The 13,917-nt window shown below is 57.1% G+C and carries 19 protein-coding genes and 2 pseudogenes; 14 read left to right on the forward strand and 7 right to left on the reverse strand.

All coding sequences use genetic code 11. The annotated features are described in order from the left end of the window. Positions 1-298: 298 nt before the first annotated feature. Positions 299-364 (forward strand): annotated as a pseudogene (locus MOQ67_RS30800) (hypothetical protein); the annotation flags it as partial. A 139-nt stretch (positions 365-503) separates the two neighbouring features. Here MOQ67_RS30800 and MOQ67_RS30805 read toward each other — a convergent pair. The 5 genes and pseudogenes from MOQ67_RS30805 to MOQ67_RS30825 form a co-directional block, all read right to left on the reverse strand. Continuing rightward, entirely contained in the window at positions 504-1,268 is a 765-nt protein-coding gene (locus tag MOQ67_RS30805) for an IS6-like element IS6100 family transposase (protein ID WP_001389365.1), read from the reverse strand. A gap of 117 nt (positions 1,269-1,385) precedes the next feature. Beyond that, positions 1,386-1,454 (reverse strand): annotated as a pseudogene (locus MOQ67_RS30810) (hypothetical protein); the annotation flags it as partial. A gap of 320 nt (positions 1,455-1,774) precedes the next feature. Continuing rightward, positions 1,775-2,275 (reverse strand): GNAT family N-acetyltransferase, encoded by a 501-nt coding sequence (locus MOQ67_RS30815; protein ID WP_000376623.1) that lies wholly within the window; start codon positions 2,273-2,275, stop codon positions 1,775-1,777. A gap of 127 nt (positions 2,276-2,402) precedes the next feature. Next, the gene (gene sul1 / locus MOQ67_RS30820) at positions 2,403-3,242 is read right to left on the reverse strand and encodes a sulfonamide-resistant dihydropteroate synthase Sul1 (RefSeq protein WP_000259031.1); all 840 of its coding nucleotides are present in this window, start codon (positions 3,240-3,242) and stop codon (positions 2,403-2,405) included. Further along, positions 3,236-3,583: a quaternary ammonium compound efflux SMR transporter QacE delta 1 gene (locus MOQ67_RS30825; protein ID WP_000679427.1), complete on the reverse strand. Its 348-nt coding sequence runs from the start codon at positions 3,581-3,583 to the stop codon at positions 3,236-3,238. The genes sul1 and MOQ67_RS30825 overlap by 7 nt, the downstream gene beginning before the upstream one ends. Positions 3,584-3,804: 221 nt before the next feature. Between MOQ67_RS30825 and MOQ67_RS30830 the strand changes: the two genes are divergently transcribed. After that, positions 3,805-4,848: an IS110-like element ISPa62 family transposase gene (locus MOQ67_RS30830; protein WP_076611544.1), complete on the forward strand. Its 1,044-nt coding sequence runs from the start codon at positions 3,805-3,807 to the stop codon at positions 4,846-4,848. Between the two features lie 273 nt (positions 4,849-5,121). Here the strand turns inward: MOQ67_RS30830 and catB are convergent, their stop codons facing one another. Next, a complete protein-coding gene (gene catB, locus MOQ67_RS30835) occupies positions 5,122-5,754 on the reverse strand; it encodes a type B chloramphenicol O-acetyltransferase (RefSeq protein ID WP_172688354.1) in 633 nt (210 codons plus the stop codon). Between the two features lie 109 nt (positions 5,755-5,863). Next, entirely contained in the window at positions 5,864-7,084 is a 1,221-nt protein-coding gene (gene ere(A) / locus MOQ67_RS30840) for an EreA family erythromycin esterase (RefSeq protein ID WP_032084014.1), read from the reverse strand. Positions 7,085-7,601: 517 nt separating this feature from the next. On the opposite strand from ere(A), the gene intI1 reads away from it, so the two are divergent. The 12 genes from intI1 (at position 7,602) to MOQ67_RS30900 (ending at position 13,892) form a co-directional block, all read left to right on the forward strand. Next, positions 7,602-8,615, forward strand: coding sequence for a class 1 integron integrase IntI1 (intI1, locus tag MOQ67_RS30845; RefSeq protein ID WP_000845048.1), 1,014 nt, complete (start codon positions 7,602-7,604; stop codon positions 8,613-8,615). 374 nt (positions 8,616-8,989) lie between these two features. Next, positions 8,990-9,550 (forward strand): recombinase family protein, encoded by a 561-nt coding sequence (locus MOQ67_RS30850; protein WP_003090771.1) that lies wholly within the window; start codon positions 8,990-8,992, stop codon positions 9,548-9,550. Between the two features lie 3 nt (positions 9,551-9,553). After that, entirely contained in the window at positions 9,554-9,928 is a 375-nt protein-coding gene (locus MOQ67_RS30855) for a DUF4158 domain-containing protein (RefSeq protein ID WP_448675971.1), read from the forward strand. Then, the gene (locus MOQ67_RS30860) at positions 9,915-10,472 is read left to right on the forward strand and encodes a hypothetical protein (RefSeq protein WP_047883085.1); all 558 of its coding nucleotides are present in this window, start codon (positions 9,915-9,917) and stop codon (positions 10,470-10,472) included. Before MOQ67_RS30855 ends, MOQ67_RS30860 begins: the two co-directional genes overlap by 14 nt. A gap of 192 nt (positions 10,473-10,664) precedes the next feature. Next, positions 10,665-10,823 carry a hypothetical protein gene (locus MOQ67_RS30865; RefSeq protein WP_156796377.1) on the forward strand — a complete coding sequence of 53 codons (159 nt, stop codon included), beginning with the start codon at positions 10,665-10,667 and terminating at the stop codon, positions 10,821-10,823. Between the two features lie 10 nt (positions 10,824-10,833). Beyond that, the gene (locus tag MOQ67_RS30870; RefSeq protein ID WP_033039648.1) at positions 10,834-11,145 is read left to right on the forward strand and encodes a hypothetical protein; all 312 of its coding nucleotides are present in this window, start codon (positions 10,834-10,836) and stop codon (positions 11,143-11,145) included. A 127-nt stretch (positions 11,146-11,272) separates the two neighbouring features. Beyond that, entirely contained in the window at positions 11,273-11,620 is a 348-nt protein-coding gene (locus MOQ67_RS30875; protein ID WP_172691832.1) for a hypothetical protein, read from the forward strand. 84 nt (positions 11,621-11,704) lie between these two features. After that, entirely contained in the window at positions 11,705-12,394 is a 690-nt protein-coding gene (locus MOQ67_RS30880) for a hypothetical protein (RefSeq protein ID WP_047883083.1), read from the forward strand. Further along, the gene (locus MOQ67_RS30885) at positions 12,391-12,582 is read left to right on the forward strand and encodes a hypothetical protein (protein ID WP_102685538.1); all 192 of its coding nucleotides are present in this window, start codon (positions 12,391-12,393) and stop codon (positions 12,580-12,582) included. Before MOQ67_RS30880 ends, MOQ67_RS30885 begins: the two co-directional genes overlap by 4 nt. Positions 12,583-12,631: 49 nt before the next feature. Next, entirely contained in the window at positions 12,632-13,081 is a 450-nt protein-coding gene (locus MOQ67_RS30890) for a hypothetical protein (RefSeq protein ID WP_172691834.1), read from the forward strand. A gap of 10 nt (positions 13,082-13,091) precedes the next feature. Further along, positions 13,092-13,397: a hypothetical protein gene (locus MOQ67_RS30895; protein WP_172691835.1), complete on the forward strand. Its 306-nt coding sequence runs from the start codon at positions 13,092-13,094 to the stop codon at positions 13,395-13,397. Between the two features lie 249 nt (positions 13,398-13,646). Beyond that, on the forward strand, positions 13,647-13,892 hold the full coding sequence (locus tag MOQ67_RS30900; RefSeq protein WP_131657989.1) for a hypothetical protein: 246 nt from the start codon (positions 13,647-13,649) through the stop codon (positions 13,890-13,892). The last annotated feature ends 25 nt before the right edge of the window (positions 13,893-13,917 follow it).

A 13,917-nucleotide genomic window follows, 5' to 3' on the forward strand; every position in this document is an offset into this window, starting at 1 on the left:
AGCTGGTCGATACGAGGTCAAATGTCGGATGTAGAGGAGCTGTGGCGGGTGTTAAAACCTAAAGCACAGCAGAAAGCGACCGCTGGCAGAGCAAGCAGTCACAGATGATGCGGGGGGGCGAAGCGCTATGGCGGCGTAGGCAGCCAGATCATGTTTTGCAGGGTAAGCATGAGGTCTTATCGAGTGTCTTTAGTAACTCAATGGCCGCAACAGTCTACAGGAAGAGGGCAATTTCTGCGAGTCACCCCCGGACTAGGGCGTCCTGTTTGGATGTCAGCCTGAGCTATACCCTAACTGTGTCATTTTCAGAAGACGACTGCACCAGTTGATTGGGCGTAATGGCTGTTGTGCAGCCAGCTCCTGACAGTTCAATATCAGAAGTGATCTGCACCAATCTCGACTATGCTCAATACTCGTGTGCACCAAAGCGAGGTGAGCATGGCGACGGAGGCTCTGTTGCAAAGATTGGCGGCAGTCAGAGGTAGGCTGTCGCTCTGCGCCGATCAGGCGGCTGCTGCGAAATGGTGGTTGAGCATGCCCATGGCCTCCGTCAGCGCCGAGGGCCCAATGCCAAAAGCTCTCTCCACAAGGCGCACCTCGCCCCTGATGCCGGGCTGCAGGCACCAGGGGCGAGCCTGTCCTTTGCGCAGGGCTCGCATGACTTCGAATCCCTTGATCGTGGCATAGGCCGTGGGGATCGATTTGAAACCGCGCACCGGCTTGATCAGTATCTTGAGCTTTCCGTGATCGGCCTCGATCACGTTATTGAGATACTTCACCTGCCGGTGGGCCGTCTCCCGGTCCAGCTTTCCTTCGCGCTTCAATTCGGTGATCGCTGCACCATAGCTCGGCGCTTTGTCGGTATTGAGCGTGGCAGGCTTTTCCCAGTGCTTCAGGCCTCGCAGGGCCTTGCCCAGGAACCGCTTCGCTGCCTTGGCGCTGCGGGTCGGCGACAGGTAGAAATCGATCGTGTCGCCCCGCTTGTCGACTGCCCGGTACAGGTAGGTCCACTTGCCCCGCACCTTGACGTAGGTTTCATCCAGGCGCCAGCTCGGATCAAAGCCACGCCGCCAGAACCAGCGCAGCCGCTTCTCCATCTCCGGGGCGTAGCACTGGACCCAGCGATAGATCGTCGTATGGTCGACCGAAATGCCGCGTTCCGCCAGCATTTCCTCAAGGTCGCGATAGCTGATCGGATAGCGACAATACCAGCGCACCGCCCACAGGATCACATCACCCTGGAAATGGCGCCACTTGAAATCCGTCATCGTTCCGTCCGTCCAATCTCCGCCAAGCATGCTCAAGCTTCACGATTTTTGCAACAGAGCCCACACGAGTATTGAGCATAGTCGAGATTGGTGCAGATCACTTCTGATATTGAACTGTCAGGAGCTGGCTGCACAACAGCCATTACGCCCAATCAACTGGTGCAGTCGTCTTCTGAAAATGACATTTGGTATCTCTCATAAACGGATGTTTTTGAGAGAACTATCTTCGGCCTTCACACGCACGAAAGGCGGCGAAGCTCCGCCGTTAATCCGTCCGCCGGAGATCTCGCCCAGGCAGGCTGAAGGCCGAGCAAGCCTGACAGGCCCGAAAAGCCCGGCACGGGCGTCGGCGGCGATGACGGCGGCGGCATTATCCAGGGTTGATGATGGAAGTGGAGGATATCGACAACCTCTCGCGCAACCAAGACATCGCGGTCGGACTGCAAGTGATCTTGAAGCCACGGGCCCGTCCCACCCCGACATGGACCTCGATGCCCGAACGGACGTTAGATTTCGAGTTCTAGGCGTTCTGCGATGAAGGTTGGATCCCAGCCGGGATTGAAAGTGTCGACGTGGGTGAATCCGAGCCGCTCGTATAGGCCACGCAGGTTCGGGTGGCAGTCGAGCCGCAGCTTGGCGCACCCCTGCGTTCGCGCGGCATGGCGGCAAGCCTCGATCAGCGCGGAGCTGACACCCCGGCCCGCATGTGTCCGTCGCACCGCGAGCTTGTGCAGATATGCGGCCTCCCCCTTGAGGGCGTCGGGCCAGAACTCGGGATCCTCGGCCGACAAGGTGCAACAGCCGACGATGCCGTCGCTGCAACTCGCGACTAGGAGCTCGGATCTCAGGACGAAGGTCTCCGCGAATGTCCGGTCGATCCGCGCGACGTCCCAGGCGGGCGTTCCCTTGGCGGACATCCACGCCGCAGCGTCGTGCATCAGCCGCACAACCTCGTCGATATCACCCGAGCAGGCGACCCGAACGTTCGGAGGCTCCTCGCTGTCCATTCGCTCCCCTGGCGCGGTATGAACCGCCGCCTCATAGTGCAGTTTGATCCTGACGAGCCCAGCATGTCTGCGCCCACCTTCGCGGAACCTGACCAGGGTCCGCTAGCGGGCGGCCGGAAGGTGAATGCTAGGCATGATCTAACCCTCGGTCTCTGGCGTCGCGACTGCGAAATTTCGCGAGGGTTTCCGAGAAGGTGATTGCGCTTCGCAGATCTCCAGGCGCGTGGGTGCGGACGTAGTCAGCGCCATTGCCGATCGCGTGAAGTTCCGCCGCAAGGCTCGCTGGACCCAGATCCTTTACAGGAAGGCCAACGGTGGCGCCCAAGAAGGATTTCCGCGACACCGAGACCAATAGCGGAAGCCCCAACGCCGACTTCAGCTTTTGAAGGTTCGACAGCACGTGCAGCGATGTTTCCGGTGCGGGGCTCAAGAAAAATCCCATCCCCGGATCGAGGATGAGCCGGTCGGCAGCGACCCCGCTCCGTCGCAAGGCGGAAACCCGCGCCTCGAAGAACCGCACAATCTCGTCGAGCGCGTCTTCGGGTCGAAGGTGACCGGTGCGGGTGGCGATGCCATCCCGCTGCGCTGAGTGCATAACCACCAGCCTGCAGTCCGCCTCAGCAATATCGGGATAGAGCGCAGGGTCAGGAAATCCTTGGATATCGTTCAGGTAGCCCACGCCGCGCTTGAGCGCATAGCGCTGGGTTTCCGGTTGGAAGCTGTCGATTGAAACACGGTGCATCTGATCGGACAGGGCGTCTAAGAGCGGCGCAATACGTCTGATCTCATCGGCCGGCGATACAGGCCTCGCGTCCGGATGGCTGGCGGCCGGTCCGACATCCACGACGTCTGATCCGACTCGCAGCATTTCGATCGCCGCGGTGACAGCGCCGGCGGGGTCTAGCCGCCGGCTCTCATCGAAGAAGGAGTCCTCGGTGAGATTCAGAATGCCGAACACCGTCACCATGGCGTCGGCCTCCGCAGCGACTTCCACGATGGGGATCGGGCGAGCAAAAAGGCAGCAATTATGAGCCCCATACCTACAAAGCCCCACGCATCAAGCTTTTGCCCATGAAGCAACCAGGCAATGGCTGTAATTATGACGACGCCGAGTCCCGACCAGACTGCATAAGCAACACCGACAGGGATGGATTTCAGAACCAGAGAAAGAAAATAAAATGCGATGCCATAACCGATTATGACAACGGCGGAAGGGGCAAGCTTAGTAAAGCCCTCGCTAGATTTTAATGCGGATGTTGCGATTACTTCGCCAACTATTGCGATAACAAGAAAAAGCCAGCCTTTCATGATATATCTCCCAATTTGTGTAGGGCTTATTATGCACGCTTAAAAATAATAAAAGCAGACTTGACCTGATAGTTTGGCTGTGAGCAATTATGTGCTTAGTGCATCTAACGCTTGAGTTAAGCCGCGCCGCGAAGCGGCGTCGGCTTGAATGCTGTAATGGACTCTCCCCACACCACAGTTCTATACCAAGGTGTCGAGGTTTTCTGAGCGGGAGAGTCGTTATGAAGCGCATTGCCGTTGATCTGGCCAAGTCCGTTTACCAAGTTGCCGAGAGTGTCCGTTTCGGCCAGGTGGTGCAGCGCAAGCGGCTGAACCGAGAGGCGTTCCGGCGATATATACAGGAGCAGTCCGAGCCGGTCGAGTGGGTGATGGAGGCCTGTGGTACAGCGCATTACTGGGGGCGGTTGGCGCAATCGCTCGGTCATCAGGTGAAGCTGCTGCACCCGCGCTACGTGCGGCCCTATCGCCGTCGTAACAAAACCGACCGTAATGACTGCGATGCCATGCTCGAAGCGGCGCGCTGCACCGACATTCATCCCGTGCCGGTGAAGAGCCACGATCAACAACAGCTCCAGCAATTGCACGGGCTACGTGAAACCTGGAAGAAGAGCCGCACCCAGCGCATCAACCTGCTGCGCGGCATGCTGCGTGAAGCGGGTATCGAAGCCCCAACGTCGACCGCAGCCTTCATCCGAGCTGCCAGTGAACTTGTAGACCAACCTGAACTCGCTTCCTTGAGCCGCCTGCTGCATATCGTCCTGGCCGAGATCAACTTGTACGAACAGTGCATGGCTGAATGCGAACAGCAACTCAAGCGCTGGCATGCTGATGATGACATCGTGCGCAAACTGGATGAAGTCAGTGGCATTGGCCTGCTAACCGCCAGCGCCCTGACCGCCGCTGTCGGCAAGCCCGAACGCTTTGCCAATGGTCGCCAGCTCAGCGCCTGGCTGGGTATGACGCCGCGTGAGTTCAGCAGTGGCAATAGCCGCAAGCTCGGCCATATCAGCCGGCAGGGCAATGTCTATGTGCGCACGTTACTGATCCACGGCTCACGTGCAGCCTTGCTCGCCGCACAACGCTGCCAGGCTCGAACGCCGGAAAAGCTGACGCAGTTACAGCGCTGGGCTGTGCAGACGGCGGCGCGTATCGGTCACAACAAAGCGGCGGTAGCACTGGCCAACAAGCTGGTGCGGATCTGCTGGGCGGTGTGGTGCCACGAGCGGCGGTTCAGTGGCAATTGGCAAAGCGTTAGGCCCGCCTGACGGCGGGGGTAATCAGTAAAGGGGTGATGGTTTTCTTGTGGTTGTGGTGAGCAGCAGCACTGTCGGAACAGGCGAGTCCTGCAGCGGAGCAAGGCCGATAACAATGATGATCCCCGTGATCGATTGAACGCTTGGCCCCCGCTGCGCGAACTACAGAATGGCCAGGGCTTGAACGTCCACAACAGGCCGGATATACGAATGCAACCGCGCTGACGACAGGTGCAAAAGCAAAGCTTTGCTCACTGCTTGTGGGGAGAGTCCATATATGAATTGTTAGACGGCAAACTCGAGCCAATACTTGTGCAGGCCAACAATATTAGACGAGCACAGCATGGGCATTGCCGCTTTGATCTTCTCCAGTGACCAATTCCACCACTCCATCTCCAGAAGCAATGAAATTTCCTCATCGGTGAAGCGTTTCTTAATCTTCTTAGCGGGATTGCCGCCAACGATAGCGTAAGGCTCCACATCTTTTGTCACCAACGAGCGGCTGCCTATCACCGCACCGTGCCCGATCTTGATTCCGGGCATGACCATTGCCTCAGAGCCGATCCAAACGTCATTGCCAATGACAGTATTACCTGCTTTTTGGAAGGCATCGAGTGCGCTTGAGAATGCAAGTTCTTCCTGCATATAAAAGAACGGGAAAGATGATGCCCAGTCGTACCGATGCCCCTGATTGCCAGCCATGATAAAGGAAGCCCCACTCCCGATAGAGCAGAAACTACCGATGATCAACTTATCAACGTCATCACGGTCCGGAAACAGATACCGTGCGCAGTCATCGAATGAGTGCCCATGATAGTAGCCAGAGTAATAGCTGTACCGCCCAACTTTGATATTGGGGTTCTTCACTTGCTCAGAAAGCAGCTTGCCTTTGAAGGGGCTATCAAAGTAGTTGGTCATAAGAGATCCCGCGGTCTGTGACTTTGCCGTCTAACGCGCTGATCACCGGCGGTTGAAAACCGTCCGGTGGATTCGCAGGTTATGCTCCCTCATTTTCATTTCCGGTTTCCTATAGGGCAACTAGGCTGTCCTTGCCGGCGCTTGGAACACAGACGATGGCATCAAATGCCTCGCTCAATTTCGTTTTTACAGAGGCGCTTTGAGACCGCATTCGCTTTGCTTCCATGGGGGCATCTGTCAATGTCAGACATGAATTCTCCGTACCACAGGCGTCGATGACATACTGTTCCATACTATCCTCACGGATTGCATCGGCAGGCGTGGTCACAACAGAGAATCCAAGAGGACTGTCGGGCGATGGGAAATGCATTTCCGGCACGGTGGGTCCAAGATGGGTGAATGCAATCGCACGGTAATTCACCCTCTCTGCGAGGTGCTGCCCCATGGGAACAGCCGTAAGCTCGCCTGAAAAGGAGACTGGGGTTTTTTGTAAATGATTGTTGTGCGCCAGCAGAATTATCTTCACATCCGGATTCGCTCGAACCATTCCATCTACTACGCCCGCCATATACGAGTCACGTACGGAAGTATCTCCCTCAAGAGAGGTACCATCGAAGAAAGTTTTCATTATACGCAAGGTTTCCAACGTATACTCTATCGACTCTATTCGATCAGAGGCTTTTCGGAACAAATCGCTGTTGACGTGTTTTTTCAGTACAGGGGCAAGCGACGCCAAGCGGAGCTTCAATCTGGTTACCCCTGAGATAGCTTTCTCCTGCCGAGCCGTTTCTAGCTCCCCCCATTTTGCCGATGAAATAACCGCCGACTGGCCATCAATGGACGCCAACAAGTGAGTCAGCATATCAACGTGCGGTTTCATGAGGTGATCGATGAGCTGGATAATTTCGGCCAATTGCGCTAGGTCGTCCCTTGGGTTCAGGGTGTTGGGTAAGTCGATTCCGACTAACTGCAGTTTTCTTCCTGATTCGCGGAGATATGATTTCAGCCAGATCAGCACTGAGCCATACACAGAAAAGGTCAGGGTATCCGAAAATCGCTCAAGTTCATGAGCACCGGCTGTTGAGTTGAGCCATTCAGATAACCGGGATGCCTGAATCGCCCCACATTCCAAACCAATCGCATTAAAATCATGCCTTTCGACCAAATAGCGGATAAGACTTGCTCTAGCCAGTGAAAACTCCGCGACAAAATGAGCGCCCTCGCCAATGCCGACAATTCGGGCGCCCTCAATTACGGAAGTAAGAATCTCAAACTCATTGAAGTCCAGATTTTGAGGCTGTAAAAGTGTTCTGGTCGTTCTCCATGTCATTATTTTACCTTTGCGTTTATTACTTTAATCGCCATACGTTCGCTTCGCCAACAACCCGGGTCACAGCATAACGTTTGGCTAAGGGGCCGGCTTAAGCCGGTCCCAGTGAGCGAAGCGAACGACTTGAGCCACTAGTTAGAGTGCCCGGCCGGACGCTGGAAATGATGCCTGCACCGAGCTTGACCGGCGGAGCGCACGGCGTGTCGGATGTAGCCCGGAAGGTTATTTGTGATGTGCACATTTTCTGAACGCAACTCCTTTGCTGGCCACAAATAACGGCCTCTACTGTCCGGCGACCATTCGATTCAGGAGCGCCGCGATGATGCGGTGATTGTGTTTCCTGGCACGGTGCCGAACAACCAATTTTGCCTTTGCCTCTAACTTTGTTTTAGGGCGACTGCCCTGCTGCGTAACATCGTTGCTGCTCCATAACATCAAACATCGACCCACGGCGTAACGCGCTTGCTGCTTGGATGCCCGAGGCATAGACTGTACAAAAAAACAGTCATAACAAGCCATGAAAACCGCCACTGCGCCGTTACCACCGCTGCGTTCGGTCAAGGTTCTGGACCAGTTGCGTGAGCGCATACGCTACTTGCATTACAGCTTACGAACCGAACAGGCTTATGTCCACTGGGTTCGTGCCTTCATCCGTTTCCACGGTGTGCGTCACCCGGCAACCTTGGGCAGCAGCGAAGTCGAGGCATTTCTGTCCTGGCTGGCGAACGAGCGCAAGGTTTCGGTCTCCACGCATCGTCAGGCATTGGCGGCCTTGCTGTTCTTCTACGGCAAGGTGCTGTGCACGGATCTGCCCTGGCTTCAGGAGATCGGAAGACCTCGGCCGTCGCGGCGCTTGCCGGTGGTGCTGACCCCGGATGAAGTGGTTCGCATCCTCGGTTTTCTGGAAGGCGAGCATCGTTTGTTCGCCCAGCTTCTGTATGGAACGGGCATGCGGATCAGTGAGGGTTTGCAACTGCGGGTCAAGGATCTGGATTTCGATCACGGCACGATCATCGTGCGGGAGGGCAAGGGCTCCAAGGATCGGGCCTTGATGTTACCCGAGAGCTTGGCACCCAGCCTGCGCGAGCAGCTGTCGCGTGCACGGGCATGGTGGCTGAAGGACCAGGCCGAGGGCCGCAGCGGCGTTGCGCTTCCCGACGCCCTTGAGCGGAAGTATCCGCGCGCCGGGCATTCCTGGCCGTGGTTCTGGGTTTTTGCGCAGCACACGCATTCGACCGATCCACGGAGCGGTGTCGTGCGTCGCCATCACATGTATGACCAGACCTTTCAGCGCGCCTTCAAACGTGCCGTAGAACAAGCAGGCATCACGAAGCCCGCCACACCGCACACCCTCCGCCACTCGTTCGCGACGGCCTTGCTCCGCAGCGGTTACGACATTCGAACCGTGCAGGATCTGCTCGGCCATTCCGACGTCTCTACGACGATGATTTACACGCATGTGCTGAAAGTTGGCGGTGCCGGAGTGCGCTCACCGCTTGATGCGCTGCCGCCCCTCACTAGTGAGAGGTAGGGCAGCGCAAGTCAATCCTGGCGGATTCACTACCCCTGCGCGAAGGCCATCGGTGCCGCATCGAACGGCCGGTTGCGGAAAGTCCTCCCTGCGTCCGCTGATGGCCGGCAGCAGCCCGTCGTTGCCTGATGGATCCAACCCCTCCGCTGCTATAGTGCAGTCGGCTTCTGACGTTCAGTGCAGCCGTCTTCTGAAAACGACAAACTGGATGTCAGGCAAGGCGCATCACGCCGTCAGAATAGAGTCCGCTTTCACATTCTTTGACACATGCTTGCCAAGGTCATAGATTTCAGCCTGACAAATTCAAGGCTTCGGGCGCAATGGAACCAAAAACCAACGCAAGCCCTGCCGCCCATCCAGCCCATGGAGGCATCTTGCAGGGACAACGCATCGGTTACGTCCGGGTCAGCAGCTTCGACCAGAACCCGGAACGCCAACTTGAACAGGTCGAGGTCGGCAAGCTGTTCACCGACAAAGCCTCGGGCAAGGACACCCAGCGTCCCCAGCTGGAGGCCATGCTCGGTTTCGTTCGCGAAGGCGACACCGTGGTGGTGCACAGCATGGATCGCCTGGCACGAAACCTCGATGATTTGCGCCGCCTGGTGCAGAAGCTGACCCAGCGCGGTGTGCGCATCGAGTTCTTGAAGGAAGGCCTGGTGTTCACCGGCGAGGACTCGCCGATGGCCAACCTGATGCTGTCGGTCATGGGGGCCTTTGCCGAGTTTGAGCGCGCCCTGATTCGCGAGCGGCAGCGCGAGGGCATCGCCCTGGCCAAGCAGCGCGGTGCCTACCGGGGCCGCAAGAAAGCCCTCTCCGACGAGCAAGCCATCACGCTGCGGCAGCGGGCCGCTGCGGGCGAGCCGAAGGCGCAGCTCGCCCGCGAGTTCGGCATCAGCCGAGAAACCCTCTATCAGTACCTTCGCAAGGACGACTGAACCATGCCGCGTCGCTCGATTCTCTCGGCTACGGAGCGCGACACCTTGCTTGCGTTGCCGGAAAGCCAGGATGACCTGATCCGCTACTACACCTTCAACGACTCCGACCTGTCGCTGATCCGCCAGCGGCGCGGCGACGCCAACCGCCTGGGCTTCGCGGTGCAGCTCAGCCTGCTGCGCTACCCCGGCTATGCGTTGGGCACCGACAGCGAGCCGCCCGAGCCGGTCATCCAGTGGGTGGCCAAGCAAGTTCAGGCCGACCCGGCGAGTTGGTTGAAGTACGGCGAACGCGACGTGACTCGCCGCGAGCACGCCCAGGAACTGCGCACCTATGTGCACACTCCCCTGGTTAGGACTAGCAAATATGACTCACGTTGACCCCTCCGTACCTCAGCACTTGGCAGAGCTTTACCAGGAACTGAACGCATCGAGAGCGACCCTGCTGGCATTGATTGAGGCCGAGGGTTCCGGCATCCATCGGCGGACACTGGATCAGCTTGATCGCATGATTGCAGAGATATTTTTTCCACTGGAGTTCGTTGTTTACAGCGAAGAAGAGACGGTGCCCTCGGATGATCCGGCGTCTGCTACCCCGACCGGGTATGCGTGGCGAGTGACTGGCCGTGAGGGCGAGATCAGGACGCTCCGGTGTGACGAAACCGGCCAGGAAATATCCATCTCGATTGGAAGAGCCATCACAGACTTCGCTTTGGTGCCCAATCACCTACCGGAAGCCTACTTTCCCGATCTCGATCTCACCCCGGCGCAACTGGAGGGGAAATATGCACAGCGTGGCAACGATCACCCTTTCTTGACCAATTACCAGTGGCTTCAAGCAGTGCGCAACAACCAGACCCAGTTTGGATACTGGCAGTGGGTTCTGGCTCAACTGCTGGCCCTGCACCGACGCTCGCTCCCCTAAAGCCCCGCACGAATACCGCGCCAGCCACTGATGCACCTCGGGGCTTGGCGCAGGCCACTCGAAAGCTTCCGCCCGCCCTGTACCTCTTACCCAGATAAATTCATCTTCAATCGGTGTGGGAAAATGCCTGCCCCGACTTGGGATATCTGCGCCGGCCTTTATCCTAGTCGCAGGCAAATAGAGGAGACCGCGATGCGCACTTTCACCGGCACAATTAAGACTGATGTACAAGGATCTGAGGTGGAATTTGAATTCGAGGTCGATGACAACGCTACTGCTGAACAGATCGAAGCCGAGGCAAAGCAGGCGGCGTTTGAGCTTGTCCAGTGGCATTACGAAGAAGTGAAGTAGGAAAGTGCCCATGAGCGAGCAAGTAACGATGCAGTTCGGCCCCCTGGAGCTGCGCAAGACAGAGGAAGGCTGGCAGTACCTGAGCGAAGGCGTTGGCCATGAGCCTGATACCTGGTGCGATGCTACCAGTGTGCTTGGGCCGTTTGGCGGTTCAGGTGTGAACGATCTGCTTGATGAGTTGGCTGCAACAAAAGCCAACGCAGAAGCACGCGAATCCGAGCTTGTAGATGTTCTCCAGCACATTCGAGGAAAAAGTTGCTGTTCGGACGCTTGGGATGCCATTGACGAGGTTGTGCCGTATAACGACGCGCTATACAGCTGATACAAGAAAATCCCGCAGCAGACCACGGCCCCTTAATTGGGGCTAAGTCCGTGAGATGGTGCCAATTTTCGGTTACGCAACGATGTCTTGGTCATCAAAGGTATGACGCGCTGAAGGAGTGCTGAACATGTTGGGAGCTGCATTTATCGCCGATATAGCTGGTCTCTTCTACTGGCTGTTGATCCTACTGGCAATTGGCGCAGCCCTCACTTGGTTGTGGACGTTCGTCGATCACCTGGACATCCGCAAGGGTTGGCAAGCTCTGGTGGTGTGCGCCGTGACGATAGTTCTTGTGCGTGTCGTTGGGGCACAGGCCGACCACTATCGGGCGATGGCGACCGCTGCTGGAACCGGGCTACAGCCGGGCGATGGCCTGGGCATCTTCTTCATGTTCTTCATGGGGGGCGGGCTACTTGTAACCCCATTCGTGCTGCTTTTCTCGGGTAACGGCAGCAAGAAGGAAGGCAGTGGATAACCGAGTACGCACCCCTCGCATAAATCTCGATCTCTACCAACTCGGCGGTAAATCCACCGAAAAGCGCTAAAGGCGTCAATCATAATGCTCTACATCCTCCTATGCTCCGTTGTTCTGCTGATCGTGGTCATTGGTACCGTCGCTCGCGCTACGTTGGCCTTGGTTTCCCCCGGCCCTGGGCAGCGGCTACGTCAAATGGTTCTCGTGCTGGCTTCCTATGCTGTAGGCATGGCCTACTGCGCACCACTGCTTTACCTCTTCTTTGGCCCAGATGGCGCTCCGGGGGAAACTCTTGGCGTCGATACTGCGCGGCTAACCGTCTATCTGCTTTTGGCTGCCTCAGTGGCCCTACTCTTCTACATCCCCTCGCTGTGGAAAAGAGCGGCTGACTCCAAAGGCTTTTGGCCGATGGGCCAGCTGACACTCGTTGCTTTGGCATGCTTCGTAGGTGGTAAGTCCGCATATGACCACCTGACGTTCTTCAACAACGATCAAGCTGGCTGGGCAGATGTTGCTCTCATGAAGGAAATAGGAGAAATAACCGATATGCCGGGATGCACCAGCCCGGTTGCCTTTGTCCGGTTCCAATCCACTGGCCCATTTGAATACCGCTGCCCTGGCTTGATCGTTTTCAACCGGCTTTCATCGCAGCCTTTCGGCCCATGGCCACACAACGATAACGGCTCAAGCCAGCAGCTCGCAGATGTCATCCTGAAAATCAAAAGCGAAGCGAAAGTGGCGAAAGACTCTGAAGAGGAGTCCGCCCCGCTATGAGTGCGAAAGCCCGCAAGTCAAAGCCAGCACAGCCACCGGCTGAAATGCCTATTGAGTGGCCGCGCGCCGACCCGGCCGAGCTGGCCAAGTTCGACCCGGCGTCGAAGGTCTGCAACATGAATTGCGGCCCTCACAAGAACGACCCACGCAGCCATGCCGAGCGGCTGTTTCTGTGTGACGACTGCTAACCCAAGGAACCAGAAGCCCGACAGGAGCTGACCCAATGGAGAACGAAAAATGACTGATATGCCTACAGGAACATTCACTATCGGCGACCCGTTGCGCTCCAGTGGGAAGGGCAAAACGCCCATTGCTGACGCATGCGCTGAAGCAGAAAAGATGTTGGCCGAGTATCGCCACGCCCTCAGAGATGGTGTCGAGGCGGACAGTGATCGCTATGAGTTGGTGTGCATGCATTCGCTCATCGGACACAAGAATGTCGGCCTCGCATATAGCGTCGAGCTTCAGCGGGCATACCTGCTGTTTGCTGATGCTGACCGCCCCCAGCCCGACTACGAGCCGCTGTGGCTGTTGGATGCAGCCAAAGAACTCACCCTGCTTATGCGAACGCTCGTGGTACCAGATAAGTCATCAACTGCAACGACGTACTGGGGTGGCGTCAAGCGAGGGCCGATCATTGCGTACCGCTTCAAACTCGCCTATGCGCCCACAAGCATCAAGTTCTAGGAACCCATCCATGGAAATGAAATTTCGCACCCAGTCCGGTGCCATCGTCACCACCGATCCTATGGCTGAGGGGCAGACACCCCTGGAGCTTGCAGATCCTGCTGCTGAGCGTGGCGTAGGCCAAGTCGAGCCTGCACACCTGCTGCGCAAACAGATCGAGGGTGTGATTCGTGAATACGGTGCAGATCCTGCGGAAGCCGCTCTGGCGGTCTGCGTCATCCTCGACGGGAACTTGGGCCTGGCTGAAGACGGCTGGTTTGACGATGACGAAACCGTGCTGAACGCGATCATTGCCGGCAACCAGGCTGACGACTGATCTGTTTGACGAAAAGCGGAGGCGAAAACATTGGTCTGGATCAAGACAAAAGACCTCATGCCTGCTCCAGGGGTGCCCGTGCAGTGCAAACTCAGGCATTGCAGCAGTGGGACTGTCCAGCAGCATCGCCTAGTCCGCGTGGTCGAGGACGATTGTACCTGGCGAACTGCCGGCGACCTTTGCGAAGTGAGTTATGACTGGGACGTGATCGAGTGGGAGTCCGCCTAGGGCAACGGAGAGGGAACAAAAATGATGAACGTACCTATGGGGTTGTTAATTCTGGCAGTGTCATTTTCTGTCAAGGCGGCAGGTCAAGGCGAACCGATGGAACCGTTCCTGGGCATCCTAAAACTGGTAATAGCTCTCGGTGGCTTAGTTGTGGTTTTGACTGCGGCACGTTGGCTGTATAGCTGGTACCAATGTCGAAAAGTAACCCGTACCGCCACTGAATCTGTCAAAGAGCGTGTCGCTCGTGGTCAGAAGCCCTATTGCTAACTCCCATTCTTCAGTGGAGTTTTGC

This window comes from Pseudomonas sp. LY-1 (genome assembly GCF_053502595.1).

Coding starts and splice junctions, on each gene's coding strand:
- MOQ67_RS30875 (WP_172691832.1), top strand. CDS start 11,273: ATGTTGGGAGCTGCATTTATCGCCGATATAGCTGGTCTCTTCTACTGG.
- MOQ67_RS30890 (WP_172691834.1), top strand. CDS start 12,632: ATGACTGATATGCCTACAGGAACATTCACTATCGGCGACCCGTTGCGC.
- MOQ67_RS30860 (WP_047883085.1), top strand. CDS start 9,915: ATGACTCACGTTGACCCCTCCGTACCTCAGCACTTGGCAGAGCTTTAC.
- MOQ67_RS30880 (WP_047883083.1), top strand. CDS start 11,705: ATGCTCTACATCCTCCTATGCTCCGTTGTTCTGCTGATCGTGGTCATT.
- MOQ67_RS30870 (WP_033039648.1), top strand. CDS start 10,834: ATGAGCGAGCAAGTAACGATGCAGTTCGGCCCCCTGGAGCTGCGCAAG.
- sul1 (WP_000259031.1), bottom strand. CDS start 3,242: ATGGTGACGGTGTTCGGCATTCTGAATCTCACCGAGGACTCCTTCTTC.
- MOQ67_RS30865 (WP_156796377.1), top strand. CDS start 10,665: ATGCGCACTTTCACCGGCACAATTAAGACTGATGTACAAGGATCTGAG.
- catB (WP_172688354.1), bottom strand. CDS start 5,754: ATGACCAACTACTTTGATAGCCCCTTCAAAGGCAAGCTGCTTTCTGAG.
- MOQ67_RS30830 (WP_076611544.1), top strand. CDS start 3,805: ATGAAGCGCATTGCCGTTGATCTGGCCAAGTCCGTTTACCAAGTTGCC.
- MOQ67_RS30885 (WP_102685538.1), top strand. CDS start 12,391: ATGAGTGCGAAAGCCCGCAAGTCAAAGCCAGCACAGCCACCGGCTGAA.
- MOQ67_RS30825 (WP_000679427.1), bottom strand. CDS start 3,583: ATGAAAGGCTGGCTTTTTCTTGTTATCGCAATAGTTGGCGAAGTAATC.
- MOQ67_RS30855 (WP_448675971.1), top strand. CDS start 9,554: ATGCCGCGTCGCTCGATTCTCTCGGCTACGGAGCGCGACACCTTGCTT.
- MOQ67_RS30805 (WP_001389365.1), bottom strand. CDS start 1,268: ATGACGGATTTCAAGTGGCGCCATTTCCAGGGTGATGTGATCCTGTGG.
- intI1 (WP_000845048.1), top strand. CDS start 7,602: ATGAAAACCGCCACTGCGCCGTTACCACCGCTGCGTTCGGTCAAGGTT.
- MOQ67_RS30815 (WP_000376623.1), bottom strand. CDS start 2,275: ATGGACAGCGAGGAGCCTCCGAACGTTCGGGTCGCCTGCTCGGGTGAT.
- MOQ67_RS30895 (WP_172691835.1), top strand. CDS start 13,092: ATGGAAATGAAATTTCGCACCCAGTCCGGTGCCATCGTCACCACCGAT.
- MOQ67_RS30900 (WP_131657989.1), top strand. CDS start 13,647: ATGATGAACGTACCTATGGGGTTGTTAATTCTGGCAGTGTCATTTTCT.